Source organism: Pseudomonas sp. G166, from assembly GCF_037027455.2.
GTDB lineage: Bacteria > Pseudomonadota > Gammaproteobacteria > Pseudomonadales > Pseudomonadaceae > Aquipseudomonas.
In genome coordinates this window covers 5,034,215-5,059,073 of the sequence record NZ_CP146985.1, presented here as the reverse complement: position 1 = coordinate 5,059,073, position 24,859 = coordinate 5,034,215, and the positions used below count along the sequence as shown (strand labels likewise).

24 protein-coding genes and 1 pseudogene are annotated in these 24,859 nt (G+C 62.1%); 13 read left to right on the top strand and 12 right to left on the bottom strand.

The genetic code is table 11. From position 1 onward, the window contains the following. The first annotated feature begins 774 nt into the window (after window positions 1-774). Window positions 775-1,497 carry a response regulator gene (locus SGN16_RS22285; RefSeq protein WP_339101808.1) on the top strand — a complete coding sequence of 241 codons (723 nt, stop codon included), beginning with the start codon at window positions 775-777 and terminating at the stop codon, window positions 1,495-1,497. Beyond that, window positions 1,494-3,104, top strand: coding sequence for an ATP-binding protein (locus SGN16_RS22280; protein WP_339101807.1), 1,611 nt, complete (start codon window positions 1,494-1,496; stop codon window positions 3,102-3,104). Before SGN16_RS22285 ends, SGN16_RS22280 begins: the two co-directional genes overlap by 4 nt. 113 nt (window positions 3,105-3,217) lie before the next feature. Here the strand turns inward: SGN16_RS22280 and SGN16_RS22275 are convergent, their stop codons facing one another. Both SGN16_RS22275 and SGN16_RS22270 read right to left on the bottom strand, forming a co-directional pair. Continuing rightward, entirely contained in the window at window positions 3,218-3,943 is a 726-nt protein-coding gene (locus SGN16_RS22275; RefSeq protein ID WP_339101806.1) for a 4'-phosphopantetheinyl transferase, read from the bottom strand. Between the two features lie 89 nt (window positions 3,944-4,032). Beyond that, a complete protein-coding gene (locus SGN16_RS22270) occupies window positions 4,033-4,824 on the bottom strand; it encodes a dienelactone hydrolase family protein (RefSeq protein ID WP_210640132.1) in 792 nt (263 codons plus the stop codon). 148 nt (window positions 4,825-4,972) lie between these two features. Between SGN16_RS22270 and SGN16_RS22265 the strand changes: the two genes are divergently transcribed. The 3 genes from SGN16_RS22265 to SGN16_RS22255 all read left to right on the top strand — a co-directional run bounded on the left by SGN16_RS22265 (window position 4,973) and on the right by SGN16_RS22255 (window position 7,698). After that, complete coding sequence (locus tag SGN16_RS22265; protein ID WP_210640129.1) at window positions 4,973-5,572, top strand: hypothetical protein; 600 nt, start codon at window positions 4,973-4,975, stop codon at window positions 5,570-5,572. Window positions 5,573-5,677: 105 nt separating this feature from the next. Then, on the top strand, window positions 5,678-6,355 hold the full coding sequence (locus SGN16_RS22260; RefSeq protein WP_210640128.1) for a response regulator: 678 nt from the start codon (window positions 5,678-5,680) through the stop codon (window positions 6,353-6,355). Next, window positions 6,352-7,698, top strand: coding sequence for an ATP-binding protein (locus tag SGN16_RS22255; protein ID WP_210640126.1), 1,347 nt, complete (start codon window positions 6,352-6,354; stop codon window positions 7,696-7,698). The genes SGN16_RS22260 and SGN16_RS22255 overlap by 4 nt, the downstream gene beginning before the upstream one ends. Window positions 7,699-7,838: 140 nt before the next feature. Here the strand turns inward: SGN16_RS22255 and SGN16_RS22250 are convergent, their stop codons facing one another. Then, the gene (locus SGN16_RS22250) at window positions 7,839-8,837 is read right to left on the bottom strand and encodes an AraC family transcriptional regulator (RefSeq protein WP_210640124.1); all 999 of its coding nucleotides are present in this window, start codon (window positions 8,835-8,837) and stop codon (window positions 7,839-7,841) included. Window positions 8,838-9,170: 333 nt separating this feature from the next. On the opposite strand from SGN16_RS22250, the gene SGN16_RS22245 reads away from it, so the two are divergent. After that, window positions 9,171-10,523, top strand: coding sequence for a dicarboxylate/amino acid:cation symporter (locus SGN16_RS22245; RefSeq protein WP_210640122.1), 1,353 nt, complete (start codon window positions 9,171-9,173; stop codon window positions 10,521-10,523). A gap of 187 nt (window positions 10,524-10,710) precedes the next feature. Then, window positions 10,711-11,892: a CaiB/BaiF CoA-transferase family protein gene (locus tag SGN16_RS22240; RefSeq protein ID WP_339101805.1), complete on the top strand. Its 1,182-nt coding sequence runs from the start codon at window positions 10,711-10,713 to the stop codon at window positions 11,890-11,892. Window positions 11,893-12,008: 116 nt separating this feature from the next. Here the strand turns inward: SGN16_RS22240 and SGN16_RS22235 are convergent, their stop codons facing one another. Together SGN16_RS22235 and SGN16_RS22230 are read right to left on the bottom strand one after the other, a co-directional pair. Beyond that, the gene (locus SGN16_RS22235) at window positions 12,009-12,503 is read right to left on the bottom strand and encodes a SprT family zinc-dependent metalloprotease (RefSeq protein WP_210640118.1); all 495 of its coding nucleotides are present in this window, start codon (window positions 12,501-12,503) and stop codon (window positions 12,009-12,011) included. 158 nt (window positions 12,504-12,661) lie between these two features. After that, a complete protein-coding gene (locus tag SGN16_RS22230; RefSeq protein WP_210640116.1) occupies window positions 12,662-13,264 on the bottom strand; it encodes a Yip1 family protein in 603 nt (200 codons plus the stop codon). A gap of 293 nt (window positions 13,265-13,557) precedes the next feature. Here SGN16_RS22230 and ttcA point away from each other — a divergent pair, with 293 nt between their 5' ends. Together ttcA and SGN16_RS22220 are read left to right on the top strand one after the other, a co-directional pair. Then, the gene (gene ttcA, locus SGN16_RS22225; protein WP_058542563.1) at window positions 13,558-14,382 is read left to right on the top strand and encodes a tRNA 2-thiocytidine(32) synthetase TtcA; all 825 of its coding nucleotides are present in this window, start codon (window positions 13,558-13,560) and stop codon (window positions 14,380-14,382) included. Window positions 14,383-14,449: 67 nt separating this feature from the next. Continuing rightward, on the top strand, window positions 14,450-15,124 hold the full coding sequence (locus tag SGN16_RS22220; RefSeq protein ID WP_339101803.1) for a DNA-3-methyladenine glycosylase I: 675 nt from the start codon (window positions 14,450-14,452) through the stop codon (window positions 15,122-15,124). A gap of 89 nt (window positions 15,125-15,213) precedes the next feature. Here SGN16_RS22220 and SGN16_RS22215 read toward each other — a convergent pair whose 3' ends face one another. The 3 genes from SGN16_RS22215 to arsC are packed head-to-tail and all read right to left on the bottom strand — an operon-like array spanning window position 15,214 to window position 16,587. After that, the gene (locus SGN16_RS22215; protein ID WP_339101802.1) at window positions 15,214-15,639 is read right to left on the bottom strand and encodes a DUF2069 domain-containing protein; all 426 of its coding nucleotides are present in this window, start codon (window positions 15,637-15,639) and stop codon (window positions 15,214-15,216) included. Beyond that, the gene (gene wrbA / locus SGN16_RS22210) at window positions 15,632-16,237 is read right to left on the bottom strand and encodes an NAD(P)H:quinone oxidoreductase (protein ID WP_210640111.1); all 606 of its coding nucleotides are present in this window, start codon (window positions 16,235-16,237) and stop codon (window positions 15,632-15,634) included. Before wrbA ends, SGN16_RS22215 begins: the two co-directional genes overlap by 8 nt. Then, entirely contained in the window at window positions 16,234-16,587 is a 354-nt protein-coding gene (arsC, locus tag SGN16_RS22205; RefSeq protein WP_339101801.1) for an arsenate reductase (glutaredoxin), read from the bottom strand. The genes wrbA and arsC overlap by 4 nt, the downstream gene beginning before the upstream one ends. 114 nt (window positions 16,588-16,701) lie before the next feature. On the opposite strand from arsC, the gene SGN16_RS22200 reads away from it, so the two are divergent. Beyond that, window positions 16,702-17,169, top strand: a complete 468-nt coding sequence (locus SGN16_RS22200) for a TlpA disulfide reductase family protein (protein WP_210640107.1) — start codon at window positions 16,702-16,704, stop codon at window positions 17,167-17,169. A 58-nt stretch (window positions 17,170-17,227) separates the two neighbouring features. Here the strand turns inward: SGN16_RS22200 and SGN16_RS22195 are convergent, their stop codons facing one another. The 4 genes from SGN16_RS22195 to SGN16_RS22180 form a co-directional block, all read right to left on the bottom strand. Next, window positions 17,228-17,632 carry an META domain-containing protein gene (locus SGN16_RS22195; RefSeq protein WP_339101800.1) on the bottom strand — a complete coding sequence of 135 codons (405 nt, stop codon included), beginning with the start codon at window positions 17,630-17,632 and terminating at the stop codon, window positions 17,228-17,230. Beyond that, a complete protein-coding gene (locus SGN16_RS22190; RefSeq protein WP_024619740.1) occupies window positions 17,632-18,066 on the bottom strand; it encodes a hypothetical protein in 435 nt (144 codons plus the stop codon). The genes SGN16_RS22195 and SGN16_RS22190 overlap by 1 nt, the downstream gene beginning before the upstream one ends. Before the next feature lie 209 nt (window positions 18,067-18,275). Continuing rightward, on the bottom strand, window positions 18,276-19,265 hold the full coding sequence (locus SGN16_RS22185) for a 2-hydroxyacid dehydrogenase (RefSeq protein ID WP_339101799.1): 990 nt from the start codon (window positions 19,263-19,265) through the stop codon (window positions 18,276-18,278). 66 nt (window positions 19,266-19,331) lie between these two features. Further along, the gene (locus tag SGN16_RS22180) at window positions 19,332-22,082 is read right to left on the bottom strand and encodes a response regulator (RefSeq protein WP_339101798.1); all 2,751 of its coding nucleotides are present in this window, start codon (window positions 22,080-22,082) and stop codon (window positions 19,332-19,334) included. Window positions 22,083-22,280: 198 nt separating this feature from the next. Here SGN16_RS22180 and SGN16_RS22175 point away from each other — a divergent pair. The 3 genes and pseudogenes from SGN16_RS22175 to rlmD form a co-directional block, all read left to right on the top strand. Further along, a pseudogene (locus SGN16_RS22175) lies at window positions 22,281-22,388 on the top strand (DNA-binding response regulator); the annotation flags it as partial. 163 nt (window positions 22,389-22,551) lie between these two features. Further along, window positions 22,552-23,454, top strand: a complete 903-nt coding sequence (gene cysM / locus SGN16_RS22170; RefSeq protein ID WP_210640100.1) for a cysteine synthase CysM — start codon at window positions 22,552-22,554, stop codon at window positions 23,452-23,454. Continuing rightward, window positions 23,454-24,824, top strand: coding sequence for a 23S rRNA (uracil(1939)-C(5))-methyltransferase RlmD (rlmD, locus tag SGN16_RS22165; protein ID WP_210640098.1), 1,371 nt, complete (start codon window positions 23,454-23,456; stop codon window positions 24,822-24,824). Before cysM ends, rlmD begins: the two co-directional genes overlap by 1 nt. The last annotated feature ends 35 nt before the right edge of the window (window positions 24,825-24,859 follow it).

The following is a 24,859-nucleotide window of genomic DNA, read 5'->3' as shown; positions in this document are numbered from 1 at the left end:
CCGGGCATAACAACTTCGGGACAGTAGGAAGCAGGCGTTTAGTGCCGCTTCCATCCGAAGTTCTGGGTTTCGAGCCGGGGCTCGAAACCGGATTGCAGGGTGGCAGTAATGGACTGCAACACCCGTACCGTTTCGGTCACTTTCGACCTTGAAACAGTTGCCATCCGCAGGGGCGGTCTGGGCTTGGGAAAAATGCGTTGTTTCAGGTGGACAGAAGCAAGAAAAGCGCTTGAATTCTCTGTCCAACTTGTGTTTGGTTTTTGGCCTAAAACCCTACATGTAGGGTTTTTTACGCGGCGGGCTACAAGATAATGCGTTTTGGGGGGTGAATGCAACGTACTACCTGTGGATAAGCCTGTGCGTAATTTGTGTGCGAAACGTGGAATTGCTCTGTAGGCCGCGACCTAGCTGGAGTGGGCTTTTTTTCATCGTTTTGACGATGCGAAAACAGCCCGGTGATTTTTGCGGGCGCGGACGTTAACACACAAATCCCGCGTGACCGAATGCATTTGTCTGCTTGTTTTCTATGGGGCCGGCGTTTATACAATCGGCCGGTGCGTTGGCATCCTTATCCTCCTTTTACATGACAAAAAGATGGGGGATGGCGCAGGGCCGTGCTTGGGTGCGAGCTTGCTCCCGATAGCCCGACCAGCAGCATGAGTGCTGGCTGACACACCGCCATCGCGAGCAAGCTCGCTCCCACAGGGGCGTACTTTGTCCGTGATGTGGGCGGTACGCCTTTCTTATCAGGTACTCAGCGTAAGAGGTCCCTCAGTGGAACAAGAAGCCTGGCAGGTATTGATTGTCGAGGATGACCTGCGTCTTGCCGAGTTGACCCGTGAATACCTTGAGAGCAATGGGCTGCGCGTTGCCATCGAAGGCAATGGCGCGGTGGCGGCGGCGCGAATCATCGCCGAGCAGCCGGACCTGGTGATTCTCGACCTGATGCTGCCCGGCGAAGACGGCCTGAGCATCTGCCGCAAGGTGCGCGGGCATTTCGACGGGCCGATCCTGATGCTCACTGCCCGTACCGACGACACCGATCAGATCCAGGGCCTGGACCTGGGCGCTGACGATTACGTCTGTAAACCGGTGCGCCCGCGTTTGCTATTGGCGCGCATCCAGGCCCTGTTGCGGCGCAGCGAGCCGGAGCCGGCCGCGCCGCAGAGGCAGCGGCGCCTGCAATTCGGCCCGCTGGTGGTGGACAACGCCTTGCGCGAAGCCTGGCTGCAAGGCAACGGTATTGAGCTGACCAGTGCCGAATTCGACCTGCTGTGGCTGCTGGTGGCCAATGCCGGGCGCACCCTGTCCCGGGAAGAGATCTTCACCGCCCTGCGCGGCATCGGCTATGACGGCCAGGACCGTTCCATCGACGTGCGCATTTCGCGCATCCGCCCCAAGATCGGTGACGACCCGGACCATCCGCGGCTGATCAAGACCATCCGCAGCAAAGGCTACCTGTTCGTTCCTGAAGCTTGCGTAGACCCGGCGCCGTGAACTCGATCTTCCTGCGTATTTATGGTGGCATGTGTGCGGCGCTGGTGCTGGTGGCGGTGCTCGGGGTGCTGGCCCTGCATCTGCTCAACCAGACGCGCAGCGAGCAATACCGTGAGCGCCTGGCCCATGGCACGTTTTCCTTGATGGCTGACAACCTGCGGCCGATGAACGACACCGAACGACGGCGGGCGTTGGCGGTGTGGGAGCGCCTGCTGGGCATTCCCCTGGCCCTGCAGACCTTTGCCCAGACCGATCTGGACCTCGGCCAGCGCACTCGTGTGCTGCGTGGCCAGGCCTTGGTGGAGCAGACCGGACCCCATGCGGCGAAGGTCTATCGGCTGGTCAGCGATGGCGAACAGCTGATGCTGGTGGGGGAAGTCCAGCAGATCAGTGAGCAGCTGGCCCGGGCGACCATTTACCTGCTGGCCGACGAATTGGTGCGCTACCCGGTGGGCGAGCAGCCCGCACGGCTCGCGCAGCTCAAGGAGGAAAAAGGCTTCGGTTTCGACTTGCGACTGATGACCGTCGTACAGGCGGACATGGACGAAGACCAGCGCCGTCGCGTGTCCGAGGGCGACACGGTGATGGCCTTGGGCAAGGGCGGCGACTCGATCCGGGTGTTCGCCGGCATGGTCGGCACGCCGTGGGTGCTGGAGATCGGCCCGCTGTACCAGATGAACCCTTATCCGCCGCAATGGTTGGTGTTGATCGCGGCGCTGGGGTTGAGCCTGATCGGGTTGATCGTTTATCTGTTGGTCCGCCAGTTGGAGCGGCGCCTGCGTGGCCTGGAGTCGGCTGCGACCCTGATTGCCCAGGGCAGCCTGGAGACCCGCGTGCCGGCTCGGGGTGCCGACTCGGTGGGACGACTGGCCGCGGCGTTCAATGGCATGGCCGAGCACTTGCAGCAATTGTTGGCGATCCAGCGTGAGCTGGTGCGTGCGGTGTCCCACGAATTGCGCACCCCGGTGGCGCGCCTGCGTTTTGGCCTGGAAATGCTCGGCAGCGCCACCACGCCACAGGCTCGGGATAAATACCTGGCGGGTATGGACCACGACATCGAGGATCTGGACCGGCTGGTGGACGAGATGCTGACTTACGCGCGACTGGAGCAGGGTTCGCCGGCCCTGAACTTCCAGCGGCTCGATCTGGATGCGTTGGTCAGTCAGGTGATCGAAGAGCTGGGACCGCTGCGGGCCGGGGTCACGGTCGAACGCGGTCTATGCCTGTCCGCCGCCGATTGCGATGGCGCCTGGGTCGAGGCCGAGCCACGTTTCCTGCATCGTGCCCTGCAGAACCTGGTGAGCAATGCCATGCGCCACGCCAGCTCGCGGGTGACTGTCAGCTACCAAGTGGGCCAGTTGCGCTGTCGGGTGGACGTCGAAGACGACGGGCCAGGCGTGCCGGAGGCGGCGTGGGAGCGGGTGTTCAAACCGTTCCTGCGCCTGGATGACAGCCGTGCCCGTGCTTCCGGCGGCCATGGGCTGGGGTTGTCGATTGTGCGACGGATCATCCATTGGCATGACGGCCGAGCTTTGGTGGGCAAGAGCAAGAGTCTGGGCGGGGCCTGTTTCAGCTTGAGTTGGCCGAGGCATCAGGACAGGTCTTGATAGGTGTGGCAGCTGTGCCGGCCCCATCGCGAGCAAGCTCGCACACTATTGGAGTGCGGTCCTTTGTGGGAGCGAGCTTGCTCGCGATGAGGCCCTTCCAGGCACTACAGAGTTCAGGCCTTGATCCCTACCAGACTCAACAACTGCCCATCCTTCACCCCAAACTGCGCTTGCAATTCACTGCCGTGGCGCCACTCGGGTGATAGGTTCGTCAGCAAGCGCAGCCGCACCCGTCCGCTGCGTGTCCATTCCAGCACCTCGGCATGCTCGAAATAAAAGCGTTGCCCGACGATCGGGTACAGCGCCTTGAACAGGCTTTCCTTCACTGAAAAAGTCAGGGTCACCAGCAATGCCCGCTCATCTTGCGCGAGGGTAGCCATGCGCAGCAGCTCGGGCGGGGTGAGGATTTCGCCAGCCAGGCGCTCGGCACGTTCGGCGTCGAGCAGGTTTTCCAGGTCCATGCCCAACCCCCTCCAGTGATTTTTGCTGGCGACGATTGCCGCCGCCCGACCCGCGCTGTGGGTGATCGAGCCGCTGACATGGGCCGGCCATACCGGGGCGCGGTCCTCGCCGATGGCCGGCACGCAGGTCTGGCCGTCCAGCTGCCGCAAGGCCGCCCGAGCACAGACACGTCCGGCGAGAAACTCCGCCTGACGCTTGGCTACTGAACGCTGGATGCTTGCGGGTGGTTCGATGGCACTGTGCAAAAAGTCATTGCCGCTCAGCAGCGATGGATCGAAGCGGGTGCTCAGCAGTACTGTATCGGGCAGAGCATTGGGCAGGAGCCAGTGTTCATCCAGAGGCGTGCAGCAGGCGGGCAGAGCGGGGAGTGCGTTCATACCAGGCATTTTGCCGGGTTGGTGGGAGGCTGGGTAGTGGGGCCGAGCTTTTGTGGCGAGGGATTTATCCCCTCGCCACAAGGTCTGCGTCAGTTAAAAAGTTTCTTGAAGAACTTTTGCATGTCCGCCCACGATTTCTCATCGGCTTCCTTGTTGTAACCAATGTCCGGCCCGCCATGTTCACCATGGCTCAGGCGGTCGGCGTCGGGGTTGCTGAAGCCGTGCTTGGCGCCCTTGAGGCTGACGAACTTATAGTCAGCACCGGCTTTATCCATCTCGCTCTTGAACGCGGTCACGTTCTCCTCGGTGACCATGCTGTCCAACGCGCCGTGCTCGACAAGAATCTTGGCCTTGACGCTGCCAGGCGTGGCCGGGGTGTTGGTCACCAGGGCGCCGTGGAAACTCACCACGCCCTTGAGCGGTACACCCTGGCGCGCCGCGTCCAGCACCACTTTGCCGCCGAAGCAATAACCGATGGCGGCGATTTTGTCCGGATCGGTCTGGGGTTGTTTCTTCAACAGGTCGAGACCGGCCTGGAATCGCGCACTGGCCGCCGCTCCGTCCTTGAGCGCCGCTTGCATGAACGCCATGGCGTCCTTGGGGTGCTCGGTATTCTTGCCGTCGCCGTACATGTCGATGGCCAGCGCACTGTAGCCCAGGCCGGCAAGGTCACGGGCGCGGCGTTTGGCGTAATCGTTCAGGCCCCACCACTCATGCACCACCACGACACCCGGGCGCGGGCCTTTGACGGCGTCGTCATAAGCGTAATAACCGATCAGCTTCGTGCCGTCGGCGCTGGTGTAGGGGATCTCCTGGGTCTGGATGGCAGCGTGGCTCGCGCCGCTCAGGGCCAGAAGTACAACAGCAAGCAGCCTGCGCATGATGGATCTCCTTAATAAAGTGGTGAGACAGGACACTCTAGCCGATTCATTCAGCGCAGGTTCAGAGAACGTTCAAGGGGTGTTCAGGGAACGCTGGTTAAGGTGACTGCGACTTCACAAAACACCCACGCTTCAAAGGAGCTTGACCATGACTGCGATGAAAAAACTGCTGCTGGCGTTCACCGTGTTGGGTGCCAGTGCCATGGCCCACGCCGATGACAACTTCGCCAGCCTGACCCTCGGGCAGACCAGCGACAAGGTGAAGAAATCCGACGCCTTGGACACCGCCCTGAACAACCCCAACGCCGACGGCGTCATTGGCAAGGACACCACGTATGGCGTCCGCCTGGGCAAGCAAAACGACCAGGGTCGCTACTACGCCACTTACGACAACGTCTCGGGGACCCACAACGGCATCAAACTGCGTCAGGAAAACCTGCTGGGCAGCTACGATGTGTTTTATCCGGTCACTAGCAGCACCAAGCTGTTCGGCGGTGGCACGGCGGGCCTGACCAAGCTGACCCAGGACTCGCCCGGCTTCAGCCGTGACAGCGACATCGGCTACGCGGTGGGCTTGCAGGGGGGCGTCCTGCAACAAATTTCGCAAAACACCTCGGTGGAACTGGGTTACCGTTACCTGCGCAGCAACGCCAGCACCGAGATGAGCCCGCACGGTGGCGACAAGGTTGGCTCGCTGGACCTGACCAGCAGCGCCCAGACTTACCTGTCCGCCAACTACACGTTCTAAGCGGTCGATGCTGAGCGTATCGCGCCGGATCGGCCCAAGACGATCCGGCGTCTTTCGTTGAGGTGCGCAGCGCTGGATTGTTTGATTTGCCTGGGGAGAGGCTCCATGAAATTACTGGTCGTCGAAGACGAAGCGTTGTTGCGTCATCACCTGCAAACCCGTCTTACCGACAGCGGCCATGTGGTGCAGGCCGTGGCCAATGCCGAGGAGGCCTTGTATCAGGTCCGGGAATTCAACCATGACCTGGCGGTGATCGACCTGGGCTTGCCGGGCATCAGCGGGTTGGAACTGATCCGCCGGCTGCGTTCCCAGGACAAGACGTTTCCGATCCTGATCCTTACCGCCCGGGGCAATTGGCAGGACAAGGTCGAAGGCCTCGCCGCCGGGGCCGATGACTACGTGGTCAAGCCGTTTCAGTTCGAAGAGCTGGAGGCCCGCTTGAACGCCCTGTTGCGCCGCTCCAGTGGTTTTACCCAGTCGACCATCGTCGCCGGTCCGTTGGTGCTGGACCTCAACCGCAAGCAAGCGTCCCTTGGCGAGGAGCCGCTGGCGTTGACTGCCTACGAATACCGCATCCTCGAGTACCTGATGCGCCATCACCAGCAGGTGGTCGCCAAGGACCGCCTGATGGAGCAGCTCTACCCCGATGACGACGAGCGCGATCCCAATGTCATCGAAGTGCTGGTCGGGCGCCTGCGCCGTAAACTGGAAGCGCCGGCCGGATTCAAACCGATCGATACCGTGCGCGGCCTGGGTTACCTGTTCAACGAGCGCTGCCAGTGATTCGTTCGCTACGCCTGCGCTTGATGCTGGCGGCCATGACCCTGGCGGTGCTGTTCATGCTAGCGTTGTTGCCGGCCATGCAAGGCGCATTCAGCCTGGCGTTGCAGGAGTCCATCGAACAACGCCTGGCTTCGGACGTGACCACGCTGATTTCCGCCGCCCGGGTGGAAAACAAGCAACTGAAGATGCCGGCGCAGCTGCCCGATGAGCGCTTCAACCTCGCCGATGCCCGTCTGCTGGGCTACATCTACGACCGCGAGGGGCGGTTGGTCTGGCGATCCAAGGCCACCCGGGAAGAAAACATCAACTACACGCCGCGCTATGACGGCCAGGGCAACCAGTTCGCGCGCATCCGCGAGAACGATGGCCAGGAGTTTTTTGTCTATGACGTCGAGATCAAGCTGCTCGGCGGCCAGAGCGCGGCGTTCAGCATCGTCACCCTGCAGCCGGTGCGCGACTACGAGGTGACGCTGCAAGGGTTGCGGGACAACCTCTACCTGGGCTTTGGCGCTGCCTTGGCGGTGTTGCTGGCCTTGTTGTGGATCGGCCTGACCTGGGGCCTGCGGGCCTTGCGGCGCTTGAGTCAGGAACTGGACGAAATCGAAAGCGGGGCCCGGGAAAGCCTCAGTACCGAGCATCCTCGGGAACTGTTGCGCCTGACCGGCTCCCTCAACCGCCTGTTGTACAGCGAACGAGAACAACGCAGCCGTTATCGCGACTCCCTCGATGACTTGGCCCACAGCCTGAAAACCCCACTGGCGGTGTTGCAGGGCGTCAGCGAAGACATGGCCCGGCGCCCCGAGGACCGCGGGCAGGCCTGGGTGCTGCAAACCCAGATCGAACGCATGAGCCAACAGATCGGCTACCAGTTGCAACGCGCCAGCTTGCGCAAGAGCGGGCTGGTGCGCCATCAGGTGCGCTTGCGCCCGGTGCTGCAAAGCCTGTGCGACACGCTGGACAAGGTTTATCGCGATAAACGAGTCAACGTCAGTTTCGACTTGCCTGAGCACTGCCAGGTGCCGATCGAACAGGGGGCCTTGCTGGAGATGCTCGGCAACTTGCTGGAAAACGCCTATCGACTGTGCCTGGGGCAAGTGCGCGTCAGCGTGCACCAGACCCTCGGCGGCATTGAATTATGCGTCGAGGATGACGGCCCGGGCGTGCCTGCGGATCAGCGCGCGCGGATTCTCCAGCGTGGCGAACGGCTGGATCGCCAGCACCCGGGGCAGGGGATCGGCCTGGCGGTGGTCAAGGACATCATCGAAAGCTACGGCGCCAGGTTGACCCTGGGCGACTCGGAGCTGGGCGGGGCGGCTTTCAGGATTCATTTCCCTGGGGTCTGACGGGAATCCTTGGGATTGTCATTGGCCTCATCGCGAGCAAGTTCGCTCCCACACTGGATTTTCGACGTGCACAAAATCCCTGTGGGAGCGAACTTGCTCGCGATGAAGCCAGTCAGCACACCACAAAAAACAATCAAGAATCAGTTTTCCTGTTCCCGATAAGCCCCCGGCGTCACCCCCGTCCACTTCTTGAATGCCCGGTGAAACGCCGACGGCTCCGAGAACCCCAACTGTTCGGCGATCTGTTGCAACGACAGATCTGCACGCCCCAGGTGGTAGATGGCGATATCCCGCCGCAACTGATCCTTGAGCTCCTGGAAGCTGGTGCCTTCCTCGCGCAGATGCCGGCGCAAGGTCTGGGGGCTGATGTGCAGGTGAGCGGCGACGGTGTCCAGATCGGGCCAACGCGCAGCGTCGCGGCTGAGCAAGCGGCGCAGTTGGCTGCTCAGGCTATGGCCGTCGTCCGGTCGCGATAGCAGGTCGGCGGGGGAGTGCTCGAGGAAATGCTTGAGGGTCCGTTCGTCCTGCAGCAATGGCATGTCCAGGTAGCGACGGTGAAACGACAGGCTGCAGCGTGGTGCTCCGAACACCAACGGACAGGGGAACAACAAGTCGTACTCGGCGCCGTGGGCGGGCTTGGCGTAACCGAAGGTCGCCTGTTCCAGGCCGATCCGCTGGCCGATCAGCCAACTGCCCAGGCGATGCCAGATCACCAGCAGGCTTTCACTCAGGAAATGATCCGGGTCACACAGCGTGGCGTCGTCCAGCACCAGGCGCACCCGTTCTCCTTCGGTCTGCAGTGCCAGGCTCGGCGCATCGGGGAACAGGCTGTAGAACAACAGGCCGCGCTGAAGAGCCTTGCCCAGGGTCCGGCAGTGGATCAACGTGTGACACATCATGGCAAACGTCCCGGGTTTACTCGTAGCCCGGGCCAATCCCAGGTATTCGTCCCCCAATGCCAGCCACAGCGCCTGCAACAGGCGAGCGAACTGCTCCGGCGCGATGCGCGCCCGCGGTTCATCCAACAGCTCAGGGCTGATGCCCAGTTGTTGCAGCACAGGAAAATAGTCGAAGCCTTGCCGACGTGCGCCACCCAGGGCTGCGCGGGCGAAGTGGCTGGCGATCGTGCGTTGGCGCATGGCAGAAGTCCGTCCGTTAAGCGGGCGATGGTAGCAGGGCACTGGGGCTCGACAAGGCGGATATCCGCCAAATCCCGGAACGATAAACATCCTGTGGGCGGAAATCCGCCACATTCGAGCCCTGTGTTTAACCCATGAATAAACCCAGGGCCCTTCTGCAATAACGCTTGTAGGGCTTTTCTGAAAAATGGCACGAGCCTTGCGATACAGCACGCAGGTCTGCCGCGTGCAGCCGACAAAAAACAAATCCCTCCAGTGCAGGAGGGTTCGCAATTGAGGTGCCGTGGATGACAGGTGGATGTCGTCCCACGGGACTCTTGAGGAAGGTTTGCCATGACGACTCGTCAGCCACTGTACAAATCCCTGTATTTCCAGGTGATCGTAGCCATTGCCATCGGCATTTTGCTCGGCCACTTCTACCCTCAGACCGGTGTTGCCCTCAAGCCGTTTGGTGACGGGTTCATCAAACTGATCAAAATGGTCATCGCTCCCATCATCTTCTGCACCGTCGTCAGCGGTATCGCGGGCATGCAGAACATGAAGTCGGTCGGCAAGACCGGTGGCTACGCGCTGCTGTATTTCGAAATCGTCTCCACCATCGCCCTGCTGATCGGCCTGGTCGTGGTCAACGTCGTGCAACCGGGCGTCGGCATGCACATTGACGTATCGACCCTGGATACCAGCAAGATCGCCGGTTTCATCTCGGCCGGTAAAGACCAGAGCATCGTTGCCTTTATCCTCAACGTGATCCCGAACACCATCGTCGGCGCGTTCGCCAACGGCGATATCCTGCAAGTGCTGATGTTCTCGGTGATCTTCGGTTTCGCCCTGCATCGCCTGGGTGCCTACGGCAAGCCGGTACTGGACTTCATCGATCGCTTCGCCCACGTGATGTTCATCATCATCAACATGATCATGAAGCTGGCTCCCCTCGGTGCCTTCGGTGCCATGGCGTTCACCATCGGCGCCTATGGTGTCGGTTCGCTGGTGCAACTGGGCCAGTTGATGATCTGCTTCTACATCACCTGCGTGGTGTTCGTGCTGGTAGTACTGGGTGCCATCTGCCGCGCCCATGGCTTCAGCGTCGTCAAGCTGATCCGCTACATCCGTGAAGAACTGCTGATCGTGCTGGGCACTTCCTCGTCGGAATCGGCCCTGCCACGCATGCTGATCAAGATGGAGCGCCTGGGTGCCAAGAAGTCCGTGGTAGGCCTGGTGATCCCGACTGGCTACTCGTTCAACCTCGACGGTACGTCGATCTACCTGACCATGGCCGCGGTGTTCATCGCCCAGGCCACCGACACCCCGATGGACCTGACTCACCAGATCACCCTGCTGCTGGTGCTGCTGCTGTCCTCCAAAGGTGCTGCTGGCGTGACCGGTAGCGGCTTCATCGTACTGGCGGCCACCCTGTCGGCCGTGGGTACCTTGCCGGTGGCCGGCCTGGCACTGATCCTGGGTATCGACCGCTTCATGTCCGAAGCCCGCGCCCTGACCAACCTGGTGGGCAACGCCGTTGCCACGATCGTGGTTGCCAAGTGGGTCAAGGAGCTGGACGAAGACCAGTTGCATACCGAACTGGCTTCCGGTGGTCGTGGTATCTCCGACGTCCGTGAAGATGACGAGCAGATCGCGGCGGCGCAGATTGTCGCGGCTGAATCCTCTGCTCCAGGCGCTGTGAAGTAATCTTCAGCCTGCAACAGGAAACCCGCTTCGGCGGGTTTTTTATTGGAAGAACTCTTCAGTCGAGAAGGCTCCCTCGCCACCAGAGCTCTCACGCTGAGCGCAATGGTCATCCAGACTGACACCTGCGGTAATTGCCCCGCCGCCAACCCCTGCCTAGTCTTCAGTCATCATCCATCGGAGATCGCCTATGCAAGGCCCACTGGCATCGCTCAAGGTTCTGGACTTCTCGACGCTGCTGCCAGGCCCGTTCGCCTCGCTGTTGTTGGCGGACATGGGCGCCGAGGTGTTGCGCATCGAGTCGCCGACCCGTGCGGACCTGTTGCGGATATTGCCGCCCCATGACCAGGGCGTCTCCGCCAGCCATGCCTACCTCAACCGCAACAAGCGCAGCCTCGCGTTGGACCTCAAGCAGCCGCAGGCGCTGGAGGTGATCAAGCTATTGCTGGCGGACTACGACATCCTGCTGGAACAGTTCCGCCCCGGTGTGATGGAGCGACTGGGCCTGGGTTACGAGGCCTTGAGGGCAATCAATCCGCGGCTGATCTACGTGTCGATCACCGGCTACGGTCAGACCGGGCCCTACAAGGATCGCGCCGGGCACGACATCAACTACCTGGCCCTGGCCGGGCTGGCCAGTCACACCGGCCGTGCCGACAGCGGTCCACTGCCGCTGGGCATCCAGGCGGCGGATATTGCCGGTGGGTCGCTGCACGGCGTGATCGGGCTGTTGGCGGCGGTGATCGCCCGCCAGCAGACCGGGCAGGGCCAATACCTGGATGTGAGCATGACCGACTGTGTGTTCAGTCTGAACGCCATGGCCGGTGCCGGTTATCTGGCCTGCGGTATCGAGCCGGGTTGGGAAAACCAGCTGCTCAACGGTGGCAGTTTCTATGACTATTACCGCACCCGCGATGGTCGCTGGATGTCGGTGGGCAGCCTGGAGCCGGCCTTCATGCAGGCGCTGTGCGTGGCCCTGGGGCGACCGGAACTGGCGGCCCAGGGACTGTCGTCCCGGCCCGAGCAACAGCGCATGCTCAAGCAGGAGCTGCAAGCCGCGTTCGAGAAACATGATTTCGCCGAACTTTGCAGCTTGTTCGCCGGGATTGATGCCTGCGTCGAGCCTATGTTGAGCCTGGAGGAAGCTATCAGGCATCCACAGTTGCAGGCTCGGGAACTGGTGACACAGGTGCCCCGTGGTGATGGTTCGAATCAAGCGCAGATGGCTTGTCCGTTGAAGTTTTCACAAGGACTGCCCGAGCCTCGGCATATTGGCGCGGAGCTGGGCGCGCATACGGATCAGGTGTTGGGGGAGTTGGGGTTTAGTGTTGAGCGGATTGCTCAATTGCGTCGCAGTGGGGTGGTTTTTTAGCGCCTGTCAGGCAGCCATCGCGAGCAGGCTCGCTCCCACACTGGATCTATGGCGTTCACCAAACCCCTGTGGGAGCGAGCTCGCTCGCGATGGGGCCGGCCCAAACAACACGAAATTTACTCCACCCGCGTCTCGCCACTGAACACCAAGGTGCTGCGACAACTACGGCACAAATACCGCCGCCCTTGGCGCACCAGGCTGTGGCGTTGGGCCGAGAACGGGAAGTCGCTGCCGTCGCAAGGGCATTTATAGATGTAGCGGGTGACGCTGCGGCGCTTGATTTCGTAAGTGTGGCAGCGGTTGGGCGGCAGTTCGTACACCCCGCGCATGATCAGTTGCCACTCTTCGCCGTGGGGCTGGATGCGTTCGCCAAACAGCTGATGGGCGATCAGGTGCGCGACTTCGTGGGCGACGGTCTGCTTGAGGAAGTCTTCGGCGTTTTCCCGATACAACTGTGGATTGAAGCGCAGCAGGTTCTCATGCAGGTGCGCGACACCGGCCTTCTGGCCTCGCAATTTGAAGCTGACCACCGGGCGTTTGAAAGGACGTTTGAAAAAGGATTCGGCTTGTTGATAACACTCTTCGACGCGGGTATTGAGTTGCTCGAGCATGCTTTACGGGTCTCCAGAAACTTGAGTATGCCGCAAGCGTCAGCCGTTGCGAATCGCTCAGGCGCCCAATGGTCGTTTCGCCAGCGCCAAACGCAGGAAGGCCGCCTTGCGGCGGCCTGAGTTGGCAGATCCAGCTTCTTATTGGAGAGCCCTATCGTTTAATTGGTATACACCGGGCCGACGCCCAGCCCCCAGACGATCACCGTGAACGCCATGATTGCAACCAGCACCACCAGGCCGACGGCAAGCACCGAACTGGAGAACAGGAATCCTTCGTCCTGGGGAATGCTCATGAAGGTCGGCAGGCCCACATAGAGCAGGTAGACCGTGTAGCAGATCGCCGCCGTGCCGACGATCATCCCTAGCCACATGTGTGGGTAGAGCGCCGCCAGGCCGCCAATGAACAACGGAGTCGCGGTGTAGGTGGCGAACGCGACGCAACGGGCCAGGCTCGGGCTGGCGTCATAGGTGCGGGCCATCCAATGGATGAAGGCACCCATGACCGCTACGCCGCCCAGCATCGCCAGGTACGACATGACGGTCATCCACAGCGCGCTTTCCTGGGTCAGCATCACCGGCGGACGATTGCCGATGACCCATCCCACCTGCGTGGTGCCAATAAACGCCGATACTGCGGGAATAGCCGCCAGGATCAGCGTATGGGTGAGGTACATGTGGCTGATGCTTTCCTCCTGATCGCCACGGATTTCTTTCCATTCTTGATCAGGGTGGGTAAAGAGCCCCACGACATGATGGATCATAGTCAGTCACTCCTTTGTTATTGCCATCGCCCCCCAACGGAGCGCCTACGGGCCAATAGGGCCAAGTAAGTAAAGGTCTGAATATGTGTGCGACCTTATGTCGCAGTATAGAAAGGAGTTATCGCCAGGGGGATGGGGAGCTTAGAGCAAATCGCGCTGTAGGCGACGGTGTTAATCGCCGATGGGTCTGTGCGTACATCTCGGCCACAAAAGCGCACGTCATCAGCCTTCGCCGACGGCGGATTTTTTGCGTAAAATGCCGGCCTTTCGTCACACCTCACGGATTTCGCGTCATGGGCACTCTTACGGTCAACCAGAACAAACTGCAAAAGCGCCTGCGCCGCCAGGCCGGTGAGGCGGTCGCCGATTTCAACATGATCGAGGACGGCGACAAGGTCATGGTCTGCCTGTCCGGCGGCAAGGACAGCTACACCCTGCTCGATGTGCTGATGCATTTGCAAAAGGTTGCACCGATCAAGTTCGACATCGTCGCGGTGAACATGGACCAGAAGCAGCCCGGGTTCCCCGAGCATGTGCTGCCGGCCTACCTTGAGTCGCTGGGTGTGGAATACCACATCGTCGAGAAAGACACCTATTCGGTGGTCAAGGAACTGATTCCCGAAGGCAAGACCACCTGTTCGCTGTGCTCACGCCTGCGGCGCGGCACGCTCTACACCTTCGCCGATGAGATCGGTGCGACCAAGATGGCCCTGGGACACCACCGCGACGACATCGTCGAGACGTTCTTTTTGAACATGTTCTACAACGGTTCGCTCAAGGCCATGCCGCCCAAGCTGCGCGCCGATGACGGGCGCAACGTGGTGATCCGCCCGCTGGCCTATTGCAGCGAAAAAGACATCCAGGCCTATTCGGATTTCAAGCAATTCCCGATCATCCCCTGCAACCTCTGCGGCTCCCAGGAAAACCTGCAACGCCAGGTGGTCAAGGAGATGCTCCAGGAATGGGAACGCAAGACCCCGGGTCGTACCGAGAGCATCTTCCGCGGCTTGCAGAATGTCGTCCCATCGCAACTGGCCGACCGTAACCTGTTCGACTTCACCAGCCTGCGCATCGACGAAAACGCCACGCCGCGGTTCGTCAATGTGGTGAACCTCTGACGAGGGCAAGGGCTCCTATTCACGGCGCTCGCGAGCGCCGTTTTCAGTTCCGACCCCAGGAGGGGGCATGCGCGATTACAAGTGGCTGCACGAGTATTGTCTGAACCGCTTCGGTTCGGCGGCTGAACTGGAAGCCCGTCTGCCGGTTCCCAAGACCCCGGCGCAACTGCGCAAGATCAGCGACGACCGCTACCTCTCGACCATGGCGCTGCGGGTCTTTCGCGCCGGGCTCAAGCACAGCCTGGTGGACGCCAAGTGGCCAGCGTTCGAGGAAGTGTTCTTCAAGTTCGACCCGGAAAAAGTCGTGCTGATGGGCGCTGAGCATCTGGAGCGATTGATGCAGGATACGCGGATCATCCGCCACCTGGGCAAGCTCAAGAGCGTGCCGCGCAACGCGCAACTGATATTGGACGTGGCCCATGAGAAGGGCAGCTTTGGCGCGCTGATCGCCGACTGGCCGGTGACCGACATCGTCGGCCTGTGGACCTACCTGAAAAAACACGGTCATCAGTTGGGCGGCCTGTCGGCACCGCGCTTCCTGCGCATGATAGGCAAGGACACCTTCACGCCCAGTTATGACGTCGTGGCGGCGCTCAATGCCCAGGACATCATCGACAAAGTCCCCACCAGCCAGCGGGACCTGGCGACGGTGCAGAATGCCTTCAACCAGTGGCATGAAGAGAGTGGGGGACGGCCAATGAGCCAGATTTCGATGATGCTGGCTTATACAGTGAATCATTGAGACCGCGTCGCGGCCATCGCGAGCAAGCTCGCTCCCACAGGGGAATGCATTTCAAATGTGGGAGCGAGCTTGCTCGCGATAGCGGTGTATCAGGCGACGGAAGATTCGCCTTCGCCAGCCAACCGCCGATTCAACTGAAACCGCCATCGCACATACAACAACGCCGAGCAGAACACCGCCACGCTCGCCGCCATCTCCAGCGCGCCAAACAGCTGCCGGTTGGGGTCATAGACCGCCAACGCGCCCTTGATGAAATACAGGTTCACCACGAAACACATCCACGAATGCCCGCGGGCGCTGCCGGTGAGCATGCCTGGCGCCAGGATCAACAGCGGCACCAATTCGATCAGCAAGATCACCCAGGGGCGCGCGCCATGCAGGTCGGCAACCAGCAGGTAATACCCGCTGAGCAACCCCACCAGGCCGAAAAAGCACAGCAGGCTGAGGGTCCGGGCGATGCGCACGCGCGGTTCCAGCCACTGGATGGGAGGCAGGATCTTCGGCTTCTTAGCCACGGCCGTTCTCCAGCAGTTGTGCGGTTTTCGCCAGGCGCGAGCCCAGGGCCCGGCACAGCGCGATTTCATGTTCGTTCAAGCCGCTTTTACCGTCGGCCCCGGCGTGATGGCTCGGGCCGTAAGGTGTGCCGCCACCCAGGGTGTCGATCAAGGCCGATTCGCTGTAGGGCAGGCCGGTGATCAGCATGCCGTGGTGCAGCAGGGGCAGCATCATCGACAGTAACGTGGTTTCCTGGCCGCCGTGCAGACTGGCCGTAGAGGTGAACACCCCGGCCGGTTTGCCTACCAGGGCGCCGGTCAGCCACAGGTTGCTGGTGCCGTCGAGAAAGTACTTGAGCGGCGCGGCCATGTTGCCGAAGCGGGTCGGGCTGCCCAGGGCCAGGCCGGCGCAGTTCTTCAGGTCGTCGAGGCTGGCGTACAGCGGGCCTTGCTCGGGGATGTCCGGTGCCACCGCTTCGCACTCGGTGGAGATGGCCGGCACCGTACGCAGCCTGGCTTCCATCCCGGCCTGCTCGACACCCCGTGCGATCTGCCGGGCCATTTCGTTGGTGGAGCCACTGCGGCTGTAATACAACACCAGGATGTACGGTGTGCTCACGGCAGGATCTCCAGGATCTTCTCCGGCGGACGACCGATCACGGCTTTGTCTGCGGTTTCAAGAATCGGCCGCTCCATGAGTTTCGGGTGGGCAGCGATGGCAGCGATCAACTGGGCCTGGCTCAGGCTGTCATCGGCCAGGTTCAGGTCTTTGTATTCGTCTTCGCCGGCGCGTAGCAGCTGCCGGGCGGTGATGCCGAGCTTGCCCAGCAGCCGCTCGAGTTGAGTGGCGTCGAGCGGGGTTTCCAGGTAGCGGACCACGGTAGGCGTCAGGCCACGGGCCTCCAGCAGTTCCAGCGCACCGCGGGATTTCGAGCAGCGCGGGTTGTGATAAAGCGTCAGATCGGTCATGAGCGGGTCGCATCTTGCGTAAGGTGGCGGCTATTCTACTGTGCCGCGAGGCCCCTAGCACGTTAGAGAGGCGAGGGGGCGCGGCAGCGTTCACATTCAGACAAGGATTGGCACATGGCAAGGCGATTGACGGCGGCACTGACATTCATCGGCATCTTGTTGCTCGCCGGCTGCGGGAACGACTACGGGGTGGACCAGAACGGCCAGGCCATTGCCTCGCAGCGGCTGGACAAACAGTGGGTGGTGCTCAACTACTGGGCCGAGTGGTGCGCGCCGTGTCGTACCGAAATCCCGGAATTCAATGCCTTGGCCGAACAGCTCAAGGGCCGCAATGTTGGCGTGTTCGGAGTCAACTTCGACCAGGTGCAGGGCGAGGAGCTCAAGAGCGCCAGCGACAAGATGGGTATTCGTTTCACCGTGCTGGCCCGGGATCCGGCCGAAATCTTCGACCTTCCACGCAGCGAAGGACTGCCGGTGACCTACATCATCGACAACCAGGGCAAGGTGCGTGAGCAATTGCTGGGGGAGCAGACGGCGGCGGGGGTGATGGCCAAGCTTGAGGCGTTGCAGGCGCTTAAATAGCCCCGTGCCGGTGATCGTTCCCACGCAGAGCAGGGGAACGATCAAGTGGGGCCAGTGTTCAGCCTTCTTCCGGCCACCACCGCAACGGCTTGCCTTGGGCTGGCCAGAAGCGCATCTGCTCGATGGGCGAGATGTCCCAGCGCTCGACCTTTTCCAGCGCCTGCAAAAAGCGCGTTTCTTGCTCCATCAGGGCTGGGGCGCAGAGTTTGCGCGTGCTGCCGATCTTGCCGAAGCTCAAACGGTGGCCTTGCTGGGTGTAGGGCGCGAACCAGTGGTTGCAGCCACCGTTGCCATAAGCCCGGCCGTCATCCCCGAGGGTGATGGTCAGGTGGCTGTAGTCCACCAATGGCCGTTCGCCGATCCATTCCAGGATGTAGCTGCGGTTGTGTTGCAGTTGCACCGGCTCGGCGGCACAACCCATCAGGCCGGCGCTTATCAGCGCGGCCAGGGCAAGGCGTTTCATCAAGCGGCTTCCTGGCATTTCGGGCACAGGTGCTTTTCACCGACGGTGGTCCAGCCCAGCTCGGCGATCCGCGCGGTGGCGGCCGGTTTCTGGGCCTTGACGCCGAGTTTGGCATCGACGGCAAATTCGAAGCTCAGTTCCTTGGCGCAACTGTCGCAATTGACCTGCCAGGTGTGGATCGCCAGCTCGCCGAACACCGGTCCGGTGGTCATCGCGGTCCATTGACCCATGGGCTTGAGCAGATGGCGAACGGTGTCCACGGTCAGGCGCATGGACAAGTCCTTGCTGCCCTTGAGGGTGACGAGCAGTACATCGTTGGCCTGGATCGAACCGCCGTTGCCGGTGACCTGGTAACGGCCTGGCGCCAGGGCGCGGACCTCGGTCAAGGTGTGCTGTGGGTTCATCAGGGTGTAGCGGAAATCGTGTTCGGCCATGGGTCCTCCAAATAGGCGCGATATGCTAGCACGGGGCATGGCTTGGGATGGTCTCGATGGCGCGCATCTGGAGATCAGGCCGACGAAACTCCATCCCCTGTGGGAGCGAGCTTGCTCGCGATGGCAGTGTGTCAGTCAACACCGAGGCTGGCTGATGCACCGCTATCGCGAGCAAGCTCGCTCCCACAGGGTTTGTGCTGGCTCAAGGTTTAGCTATCTACCAGGTTTTGTGGTGTGCCTTTCGCCCAGGCAGCGATGTTGTCCAGGGTGGTCATGGCAATCGCCGCCAATGCTTCATAGGTCAGGAACGCCTGGTGGGCAGTGACGATCACGTTGGGGAAGGTCAGCAGCCGTGCCAGCACGTCATCCTGCAGGGGCAGGTCGGAACGGTCCTTGAAGAACAACTGGGCCTCTTCTTCATAGACATCCAATCCTAAATAGCCGAGCTGGCCGCTTTTCAAGGCTTCGATCAGGGCCGGCGTGTCCACCAGGCCGCCACGCCCGGTGTTGATCAACATCGCGCCGCGCTGCATGGTCGCCAGCGAGTCGGCGTTGATCAGGTGCCGGCTTTGTTCATTGAGCGGGCAGTGCAGGCTGATGATCTGCGCTTGCGCCAGCAGATCGGGCAGGGGCAAGTAGCGCGCCCCCAAGGCTTCGACCTGCGGGTTGGGGTACGGGTCGTAGGCCAGCAACTGGCAGCCGAAGCCGGCCATGATCCGTGCGAATGTCGCGCCGATCTGCCCGGTGCCGATCACACCGACGGTCTTGCCCACCAGATCGAAACCGGTCAGCCCATGGAGACTGAAGTTGCCGTCCCGAGTGCGGTTGTAGGCGCGATGCAGGCAGCGATTGAGGGCCATGATCAACGCCACGGCATGTTCGGCCACGGCGTGGGGTGAGTAGGCCGGCACCCGGACAATGTCCAACCCCAGGCGTTTGGCGGCGAGCAGATCGACATGGTTGTAACCGGCCGACCGCAGGGCGATCAGCCGGGTGCCGCCGGTCGCCAGCCGTTCCAGCACCGGGGCGCTGAGGTCATCGTTGATAAAGGCACACACCACTTCATGGCGTTCGGCCAGGGCCACGGTGTCCAGGCTCAGGCGTGCCTGTTGGAATTGCAATTGAAGGCCGGCGGGCGCCGGGGTATGGCTGAAACTGTCGCGGTCGTAGGTCTGGCTGCTGAAAAGAATCACGCGCATGGCGGCCTCCTGGCATTGGAATGGACCCAGCATAACCGCCATTGCCCCAGCTGCCATTGCCCTGGATCAGACGCTGATACGCGCCTCGCTGGCCAGCCGATTGATGGCTCGCTCCAGTTCTTCCAGGGCGGCGGTGGCCTTGGGGTCCTGTTGCTTGAGCAGCGTTTCGCTGCGCTGGCAGGCGGCGCGCAATTGCGGTACGCCGCAGTAGCGTGTCGCGCCGTGCAGGCGGTGGACCCGCTCGATCAGGGCGTTGTGATCGTTGGCTTCGCTGGCCTGGCGGATCGCTTCGCGGTCGGCTTCCAGGGACGCCAGCAGCATCGCCAGCATATCCGCTGCCAGGTCGGCCTTGCCGGCGGCCAGGCGCAGGCCTTCTTCGTGATCGAGTACCAGCAGTTCACTGCCGCCGTGGGCGTCGCCGTTGCGTTCCGGCGACTGATTGCGCAGGGCCAGGCCAGTCCACTTGAGCACCACCTGGGCCAGTTGCCGTTCGCTGATGGGTTTGGTCAGGTAGTCATCCATGCCACTTTGCAGCAAGGCGCGCTTTTCGTTGGCCATGGCATGGGCGGTGAGGGCGACGATCGGCAGTGGCGTGCAGTGCCGCTCGCTTTCCCACTGGCGGATTGCCTCAGTGCTCTGGCGACCGTCCATGCCGGGCATCTGCACGTCCATCAAGACCAGGTCGAAGGTTTCCTTCTGCACGGCCTTGACCGCCGCATAGCCGCTCTCCACGGCCAGCACCTTGGCGCCCATGTCTTCGAGCAGGGTTTGCACCAGCAGCAGGTTGGCCGGGTTGTCGTCCACGCACAGCACTTTCGGCGCGCGGCTGGCCACCGGTTCGTGGGGTTCGCTGCGGGCTGGTCGCGGGTTGACCAGGTCGGAGAGCGAACGGCGCAACTTGCGGGTACAAGCCGGCTTGGCCTGCAACTGGCTGTGAGGGTTGGGCACCGAGAGGTGGTACAGCGTCTGTTCGGTGGTGGGGCATAGCACCAGCACTTTGCAGCCCAGGTGCTCAAGGTCCCAAATATGCTGGTTGAGGCGTTCCGGCGGCATGTCGTTACTGGTGATGCCCAGCACGGCCAGATCGATTGCCTGCTCGGTCTGGTGGGCGACGGTCACGCCATTGGTCAGGTTTTCCAAGGTATTGAACGGCGTCACTTGCAGGCCGCAGTCTTCAAGCTGGTGCTGCAAGGCCTGGCGGGCCAGTTCATGGTTCTCCAGCACCGCCACGCGTCGGCCTAGCAACGGCGGGCCGGGCAGGTCCTCGGCATCGTCGCGGGTCTTGGGCAGGCGCAGGCTGATCCAGAACTCCGAGCCTTCGCCCGGTGTGCTGTCGACGCCGATCTCACCGCCCATCTGCTCCACCAGGCGCTTGGAGATCACCAGGCCCAGCCCGGTGCCACCCGGTTGCCGGGACAGCGAGTTGTCGGCCTGGCTGAACGCCTGGAACAGCGCCCGCACGTCCTGGTTGGACAGGCCGATGCCGGTGTCCTGGATGCTGATGCGCAACTGCACGCTGTCTTCGTGTTCGTCCTCGAGCATGGCCCGGGCGACGATGGTGCCCTCGCGGGTGAACTTGATGGCGTTGCTCACCAGGTTGGTGAGGATTTGCTTGAGGCGTAGCGGATCGCCCACCAACGACAGCGGCGTGTCCCGGTACACCAGGCTCACCAGCTCCAGTTGCTTGGCGTGGGCGGCAGGGGCGAGGATGGTCAGGGTGTCCTGCAACAGGTCCCGCAGGTTGAACGGGATGTTGTCGAGCACCAGCTTGCCGGCCTCGATCTTCGAAAAGTCGAGGATCTCGTTGATGATGCCCAGCAGGCTGTCGGCGGATTTTTCAATGGTGCCCAGGTAGTCGAGCTGGCGCGGGGTCAGTTCGCTTTTCTGCAACAGATGGGTGAAACCGAGGATGCCATTGAGCGGCGTGCGGATTTCATGGCTCATGTTCGCCAGGAACTCGGATTTGATCCGGCTCGCTTCCAGGGCCTCCTTGCGGGCCAGGTCCAGTTCGATGTTCTGGATCTCGATGGTCTCCAGGTTCTGGCGCACGTCTTCGGTGGCCTGGTCGATGCTGTGCTGCAATTCTTCCTGGGCGTTCTGCAAGGTGCCGGCCATGCGATTGATGCCCGAGGCCAGTTCATCCAGTTCCTGGCTGCCCAGTGGCGGCAGGCGGGTTTCCAGGTGGCCGTCCTTGAGTTGCGCCACGGCCTGCTTGATCTGGCTCAGCGGGCGGTTGATCGTGCGGCCCATGCGCAAGGCCAGCAACGCGGTCAGGCACAGGCCGGCGCCGATCAGCAGCAGGCTGGCGAACAGGCTGCGGTAACCGCGCAGCAACATGCCGCTGTGGGACAACTCCAGCTCGACCCAGCCCAGCAGGCGATCGGCTTCTTCGGGGATCAGTTCGCCGGCCAGGTTGCGGTGCTTGCCGAATACCGGCAGCAGGTAGCGCGTGGCGTCGTTGCCCGTGCGTTGCAGCAGTTGCGCACTGTTGCCCTCCGGGGCCCGGTTGAGCATGGTCGGGCCGGCGTGGGCCAGCGGTGTGCGGTCGGGGGCGAGGAAGGTTACGGCGCGCACGTCCGCCTGTTCGAGGGACTGGGTAGCGATACGCTCCAGTAGATCGGTGTCCTGGCGGCTCATGGCTGGAGCGACCAGCGGTGCCAGTTGTTCGGCGATCATCTCGCCGCGTTGCAGCAACTGGGCGTGCAGGTCCGCTTGCTGCATCCAGGTGAAATAGCCGCCCAGCACCAGCGCCATCAGGCTGGTCGGCAACAGGGTCAGCAACAACACGCGGCCTTTGATTCCCAGTTTCTTGAGCACACTTGTCTCCTGCATCCAGCGGTCTGATTGAGCTCTGCGAGCATCCGGCACGCAGTACCTGCGCAGTGTAGCGATTTGCAGGCGGGCAATCTTCGTAAAATTCATGTCGCCATGTCGTTGCCATGACCAAGCGCGGTGGTTGCCTCTGTGGAGCCGATCTCGAACAGTCGCTCAACTGAAAGTTTTTTGCTGATGCCCATGAATCCCACTTCCGCCGGCCACCCGCGCATTCTGTCCACCGGAGACGATCCCGTGCTGGGTGCTTATGCGCGTGAGCACCTGGGCAGCAGCGGCTTTGACGTGACCTGATACCAGAACGGCCATAATGCGGTGGCGCGTCAGGCAGGGTAGATGTGGGCTCTTGGCTCGCTTATTCCTATAAGCCATAACCACCACACTTTGCGTGATATGGCCTGGCGGGGTTTGCCGGTATGATAGGCGCCCCCGCAGTCCGGATTGCGAATACGCCATGACTCTGCAGTACCCAACCATCGCCGATTGCGTCGGCAACACCCCGCTGGTCCGTTTGCAGCGCCTGCCCGGCGTGACCAGCAACACGCTTTTGCTCAAGCTCGAAGGGAATAACCCGGCGGGTTCGGTCAAGGACCGGCCGGCGCTGTCGATGATCACCCGTGGCGAATTGCGCGGGCAGATCCGGCCCGGCGATACGCTGATCGAGGCGACCTCCGGCAACACCGGCATAGCCCTGGCCATGGCGGCGGCGATCAAGGGTTACAAGATGATCCTGATCATGCCCGACAACTCCAGTGCCGAGCGCAAGGCGGCGATGACGGCCTATGGTGCCGAGTTGATCCTGGTGACGCAGGAGGAGGGTATGGAAGGTGCCCGGGATTTGGCCGAGCGCATGCAGGCCGAAGGCCGTGGCAAGGTGCTGGATCAGTTCGCCAACGGCGACAATCCCGAAGCCCACTACACCACCACCGGCCCTGAGATCTGGCGCCAGACCGACGGCACGATCACTCATTTCGTCAGCTCGATGGGCACCACCGGTACCATCATGGGCACCTCGCGCTACCTGAAAGAACAGAACCCGAACGTGCAGATCATCGGCCTGCAACCGATGGAAGGCTCGGCGATCCCCGGCATCCGTCGCTGGCCCGAGGAGTATCTGCCGAAGATCTACCAGGCCGAGCGCGTGGACCGCATCATCGATATGGCCCAGAGTGAAGCCGAGGACGTGACCCGTCGCCTGGCGCGCGAAGAAGGTATCTTCTGTGGCGTGTCCTCGGGCGGTGCCGTGGCGGGCATGTTGCGCCTGTCCAGGGAAGTTGAGAATGCGGTGATCGTCGCGATCATCTGCGACCGTGGCGACCGATACCTGTCGACCGGCATTTTCGACGCGCCCAACTGATGGCCAAGCAAGAGAGAGGCCTGCGCTTCCAGCCCAGCGGCGGAAGCCGGGCCCCGCAAGTGCCCACCGGTAAAAAGCAGCGCTTGACCATCGAGCGCCTGGCCAATGATGGCCGGGGCATTGCCTTTGTCGACGGGCGCACCTGGTTTGTCATCGGTGCCCTGGCCGGTGAGGAGGTCGAGGCGCGGGTGTTGGGCGCCCATGGCAAAGTGGTCGAGGCCCGCACCGAGCGGGTGTTCCTGTCCAGTGAACTGCGGCGAGCGGCACCCTGCGTCCATGCCGGTCGTTGCGGCGGTTGCAGCGTCCAGCATTTGCCCCACGACGAACAACTTGCCCTGAAACAGCGCATGCTCGCCGAGCAATTGTCGCGGGTGGCCGCGGTGGAGCCGGATGAATGGGCCGCGCCATTGAGCGGAGCGGAATTCGGTTACCGGCGTCGCGCCCGTGTGGCGGTGCGCTGGGACCAGAAGGCGAAAAAACTCGAAGTGGGCTTCCGTGCCGTTGGCAGCCAGGACATCGTCGCCATCGGCGACTGCCCGGTGCTGGTACAGCCCTTGCAGCCGATCATGAGCCGCTTGCCGGACATGCTCCGGCGCTTGAGCAAACCCCAGGCGCTGGGGCATGTGGAGTTGTTCGCCGGTTCGTCCCTCGCAGTATTGCTGCGCCATATGGCGCCGCTGTCGGAGGCCGACCTGACGATCCTCAAGGACTTCTGTGCGTTTCATGAAGCCCAGTTGTGGCTGCATGGCGAAGGCGAACCGCAACCGGTCGATCCAGCGCAAACCCTGGGTTATCGCTTGGAAACCTGGGGCCTGGAGCTGGCTTATCGGCCCGGGGATTTCATCCAGGTGAACGCCGAGGTCAACGAGGCGATGATTGCCCAGGCGCTGCAATGGCTCGCGCCGCAAGCCGAGGAGCGGGTGTTGGATCTGTTCTGTGGCCTGGGCAACTTTGCCTTGCCGCTGGCCAGGAGCGTGCGCCAGGTGGTGGCCGTCGAAGGCGTGCAAACCATGGTGGACCGTGCGGCGGCGAATGCCCTCAGCAACAATTTGAATAACACCGCCTTTTTTCAGGCCGATTTATCCCTGCCACTGGCAGGTGCGCAATGGATCGGCGAAGGCTTTTCTGCGGTACTCTTGGACCCACCCCGTGACGGTGCTTTCGAGGTGGTGCGCAAGCTGGCGTCCCTGGGCGCCAGACGGTTGGTGTATGTATCGTGCAACCCGGCAACTTTGGCCCGGGACACGGTCGAATTGATCAAGCAGGGCTACCGGTTAAAACGTGCCGGGATTCTCGATATGTTTCCTCAAACGGCGCATGTCGAGGCCATGGCGTTATTTGAAGCGAGCCAGGATGGCTTGTCCGACTGACCCGTTCGTGCAAACCCGCCACAGTCCTGGGCGCA

Excerpts from the sequence above, each read along its gene's own strand:
- SGN16_RS22275 (WP_339101806.1), bottom strand. The coding sequence starts at position 3,943 with ATGAACGCACTCCCCGCTCTGCCCGCCTGCTGCACGCCTCTGGATGAA.
- SGN16_RS22270 (WP_210640132.1), bottom strand. The coding sequence starts at position 4,824 with ATGCGCAGGCTGCTTGCTGTTGTACTTCTGGCCCTGAGCGGCGCGAGC.
- SGN16_RS22265 (WP_210640129.1), top strand. The coding sequence starts at position 4,973 with ATGACTGCGATGAAAAAACTGCTGCTGGCGTTCACCGTGTTGGGTGCC.
- SGN16_RS22260 (WP_210640128.1), top strand. The coding sequence starts at position 5,678 with ATGAAATTACTGGTCGTCGAAGACGAAGCGTTGTTGCGTCATCACCTG.
- SGN16_RS22250 (WP_210640124.1), bottom strand. The coding sequence starts at position 8,837 with ATGCGCCAACGCACGATCGCCAGCCACTTCGCCCGCGCAGCCCTGGGT.
- SGN16_RS22245 (WP_210640122.1), top strand. The coding sequence starts at position 9,171 with ATGACGACTCGTCAGCCACTGTACAAATCCCTGTATTTCCAGGTGATC.
- SGN16_RS22240 (WP_339101805.1), top strand. The coding sequence starts at position 10,711 with ATGCAAGGCCCACTGGCATCGCTCAAGGTTCTGGACTTCTCGACGCTG.
- SGN16_RS22235 (WP_210640118.1), bottom strand. The coding sequence starts at position 12,503 with ATGCTCGAGCAACTCAATACCCGCGTCGAAGAGTGTTATCAACAAGCC.
- SGN16_RS22230 (WP_210640116.1), bottom strand. The coding sequence starts at position 13,264 with ATGATCCATCATGTCGTGGGGCTCTTTACCCACCCTGATCAAGAATGG.
- ttcA (WP_058542563.1), top strand. The coding sequence starts at position 13,558 with ATGGGCACTCTTACGGTCAACCAGAACAAACTGCAAAAGCGCCTGCGC.
- SGN16_RS22220 (WP_339101803.1), top strand. The coding sequence starts at position 14,450 with ATGCGCGATTACAAGTGGCTGCACGAGTATTGTCTGAACCGCTTCGGT.
- arsC (WP_339101801.1), bottom strand. The coding sequence starts at position 16,587 with ATGACCGATCTGACGCTTTATCACAACCCGCGCTGCTCGAAATCCCGC.
- SGN16_RS22200 (WP_210640107.1), top strand. The coding sequence starts at position 16,702 with ATGGCAAGGCGATTGACGGCGGCACTGACATTCATCGGCATCTTGTTG.
- SGN16_RS22195 (WP_339101800.1), bottom strand. The coding sequence starts at position 17,632 with ATGAAACGCCTTGCCCTGGCCGCGCTGATAAGCGCCGGCCTGATGGGT.
- SGN16_RS22190 (WP_024619740.1), bottom strand. The coding sequence starts at position 18,066 with ATGGCCGAACACGATTTCCGCTACACCCTGATGAACCCACAGCACACC.
- SGN16_RS22185 (WP_339101799.1), bottom strand. The coding sequence starts at position 19,265 with ATGCGCGTGATTCTTTTCAGCAGCCAGACCTACGACCGCGACAGTTTC.
- cysM (WP_210640100.1), top strand. The coding sequence starts at position 22,552 with ATGACTCTGCAGTACCCAACCATCGCCGATTGCGTCGGCAACACCCCG.
- rlmD (WP_210640098.1), top strand. The coding sequence starts at position 23,454 with ATGGCCAAGCAAGAGAGAGGCCTGCGCTTCCAGCCCAGCGGCGGAAGC.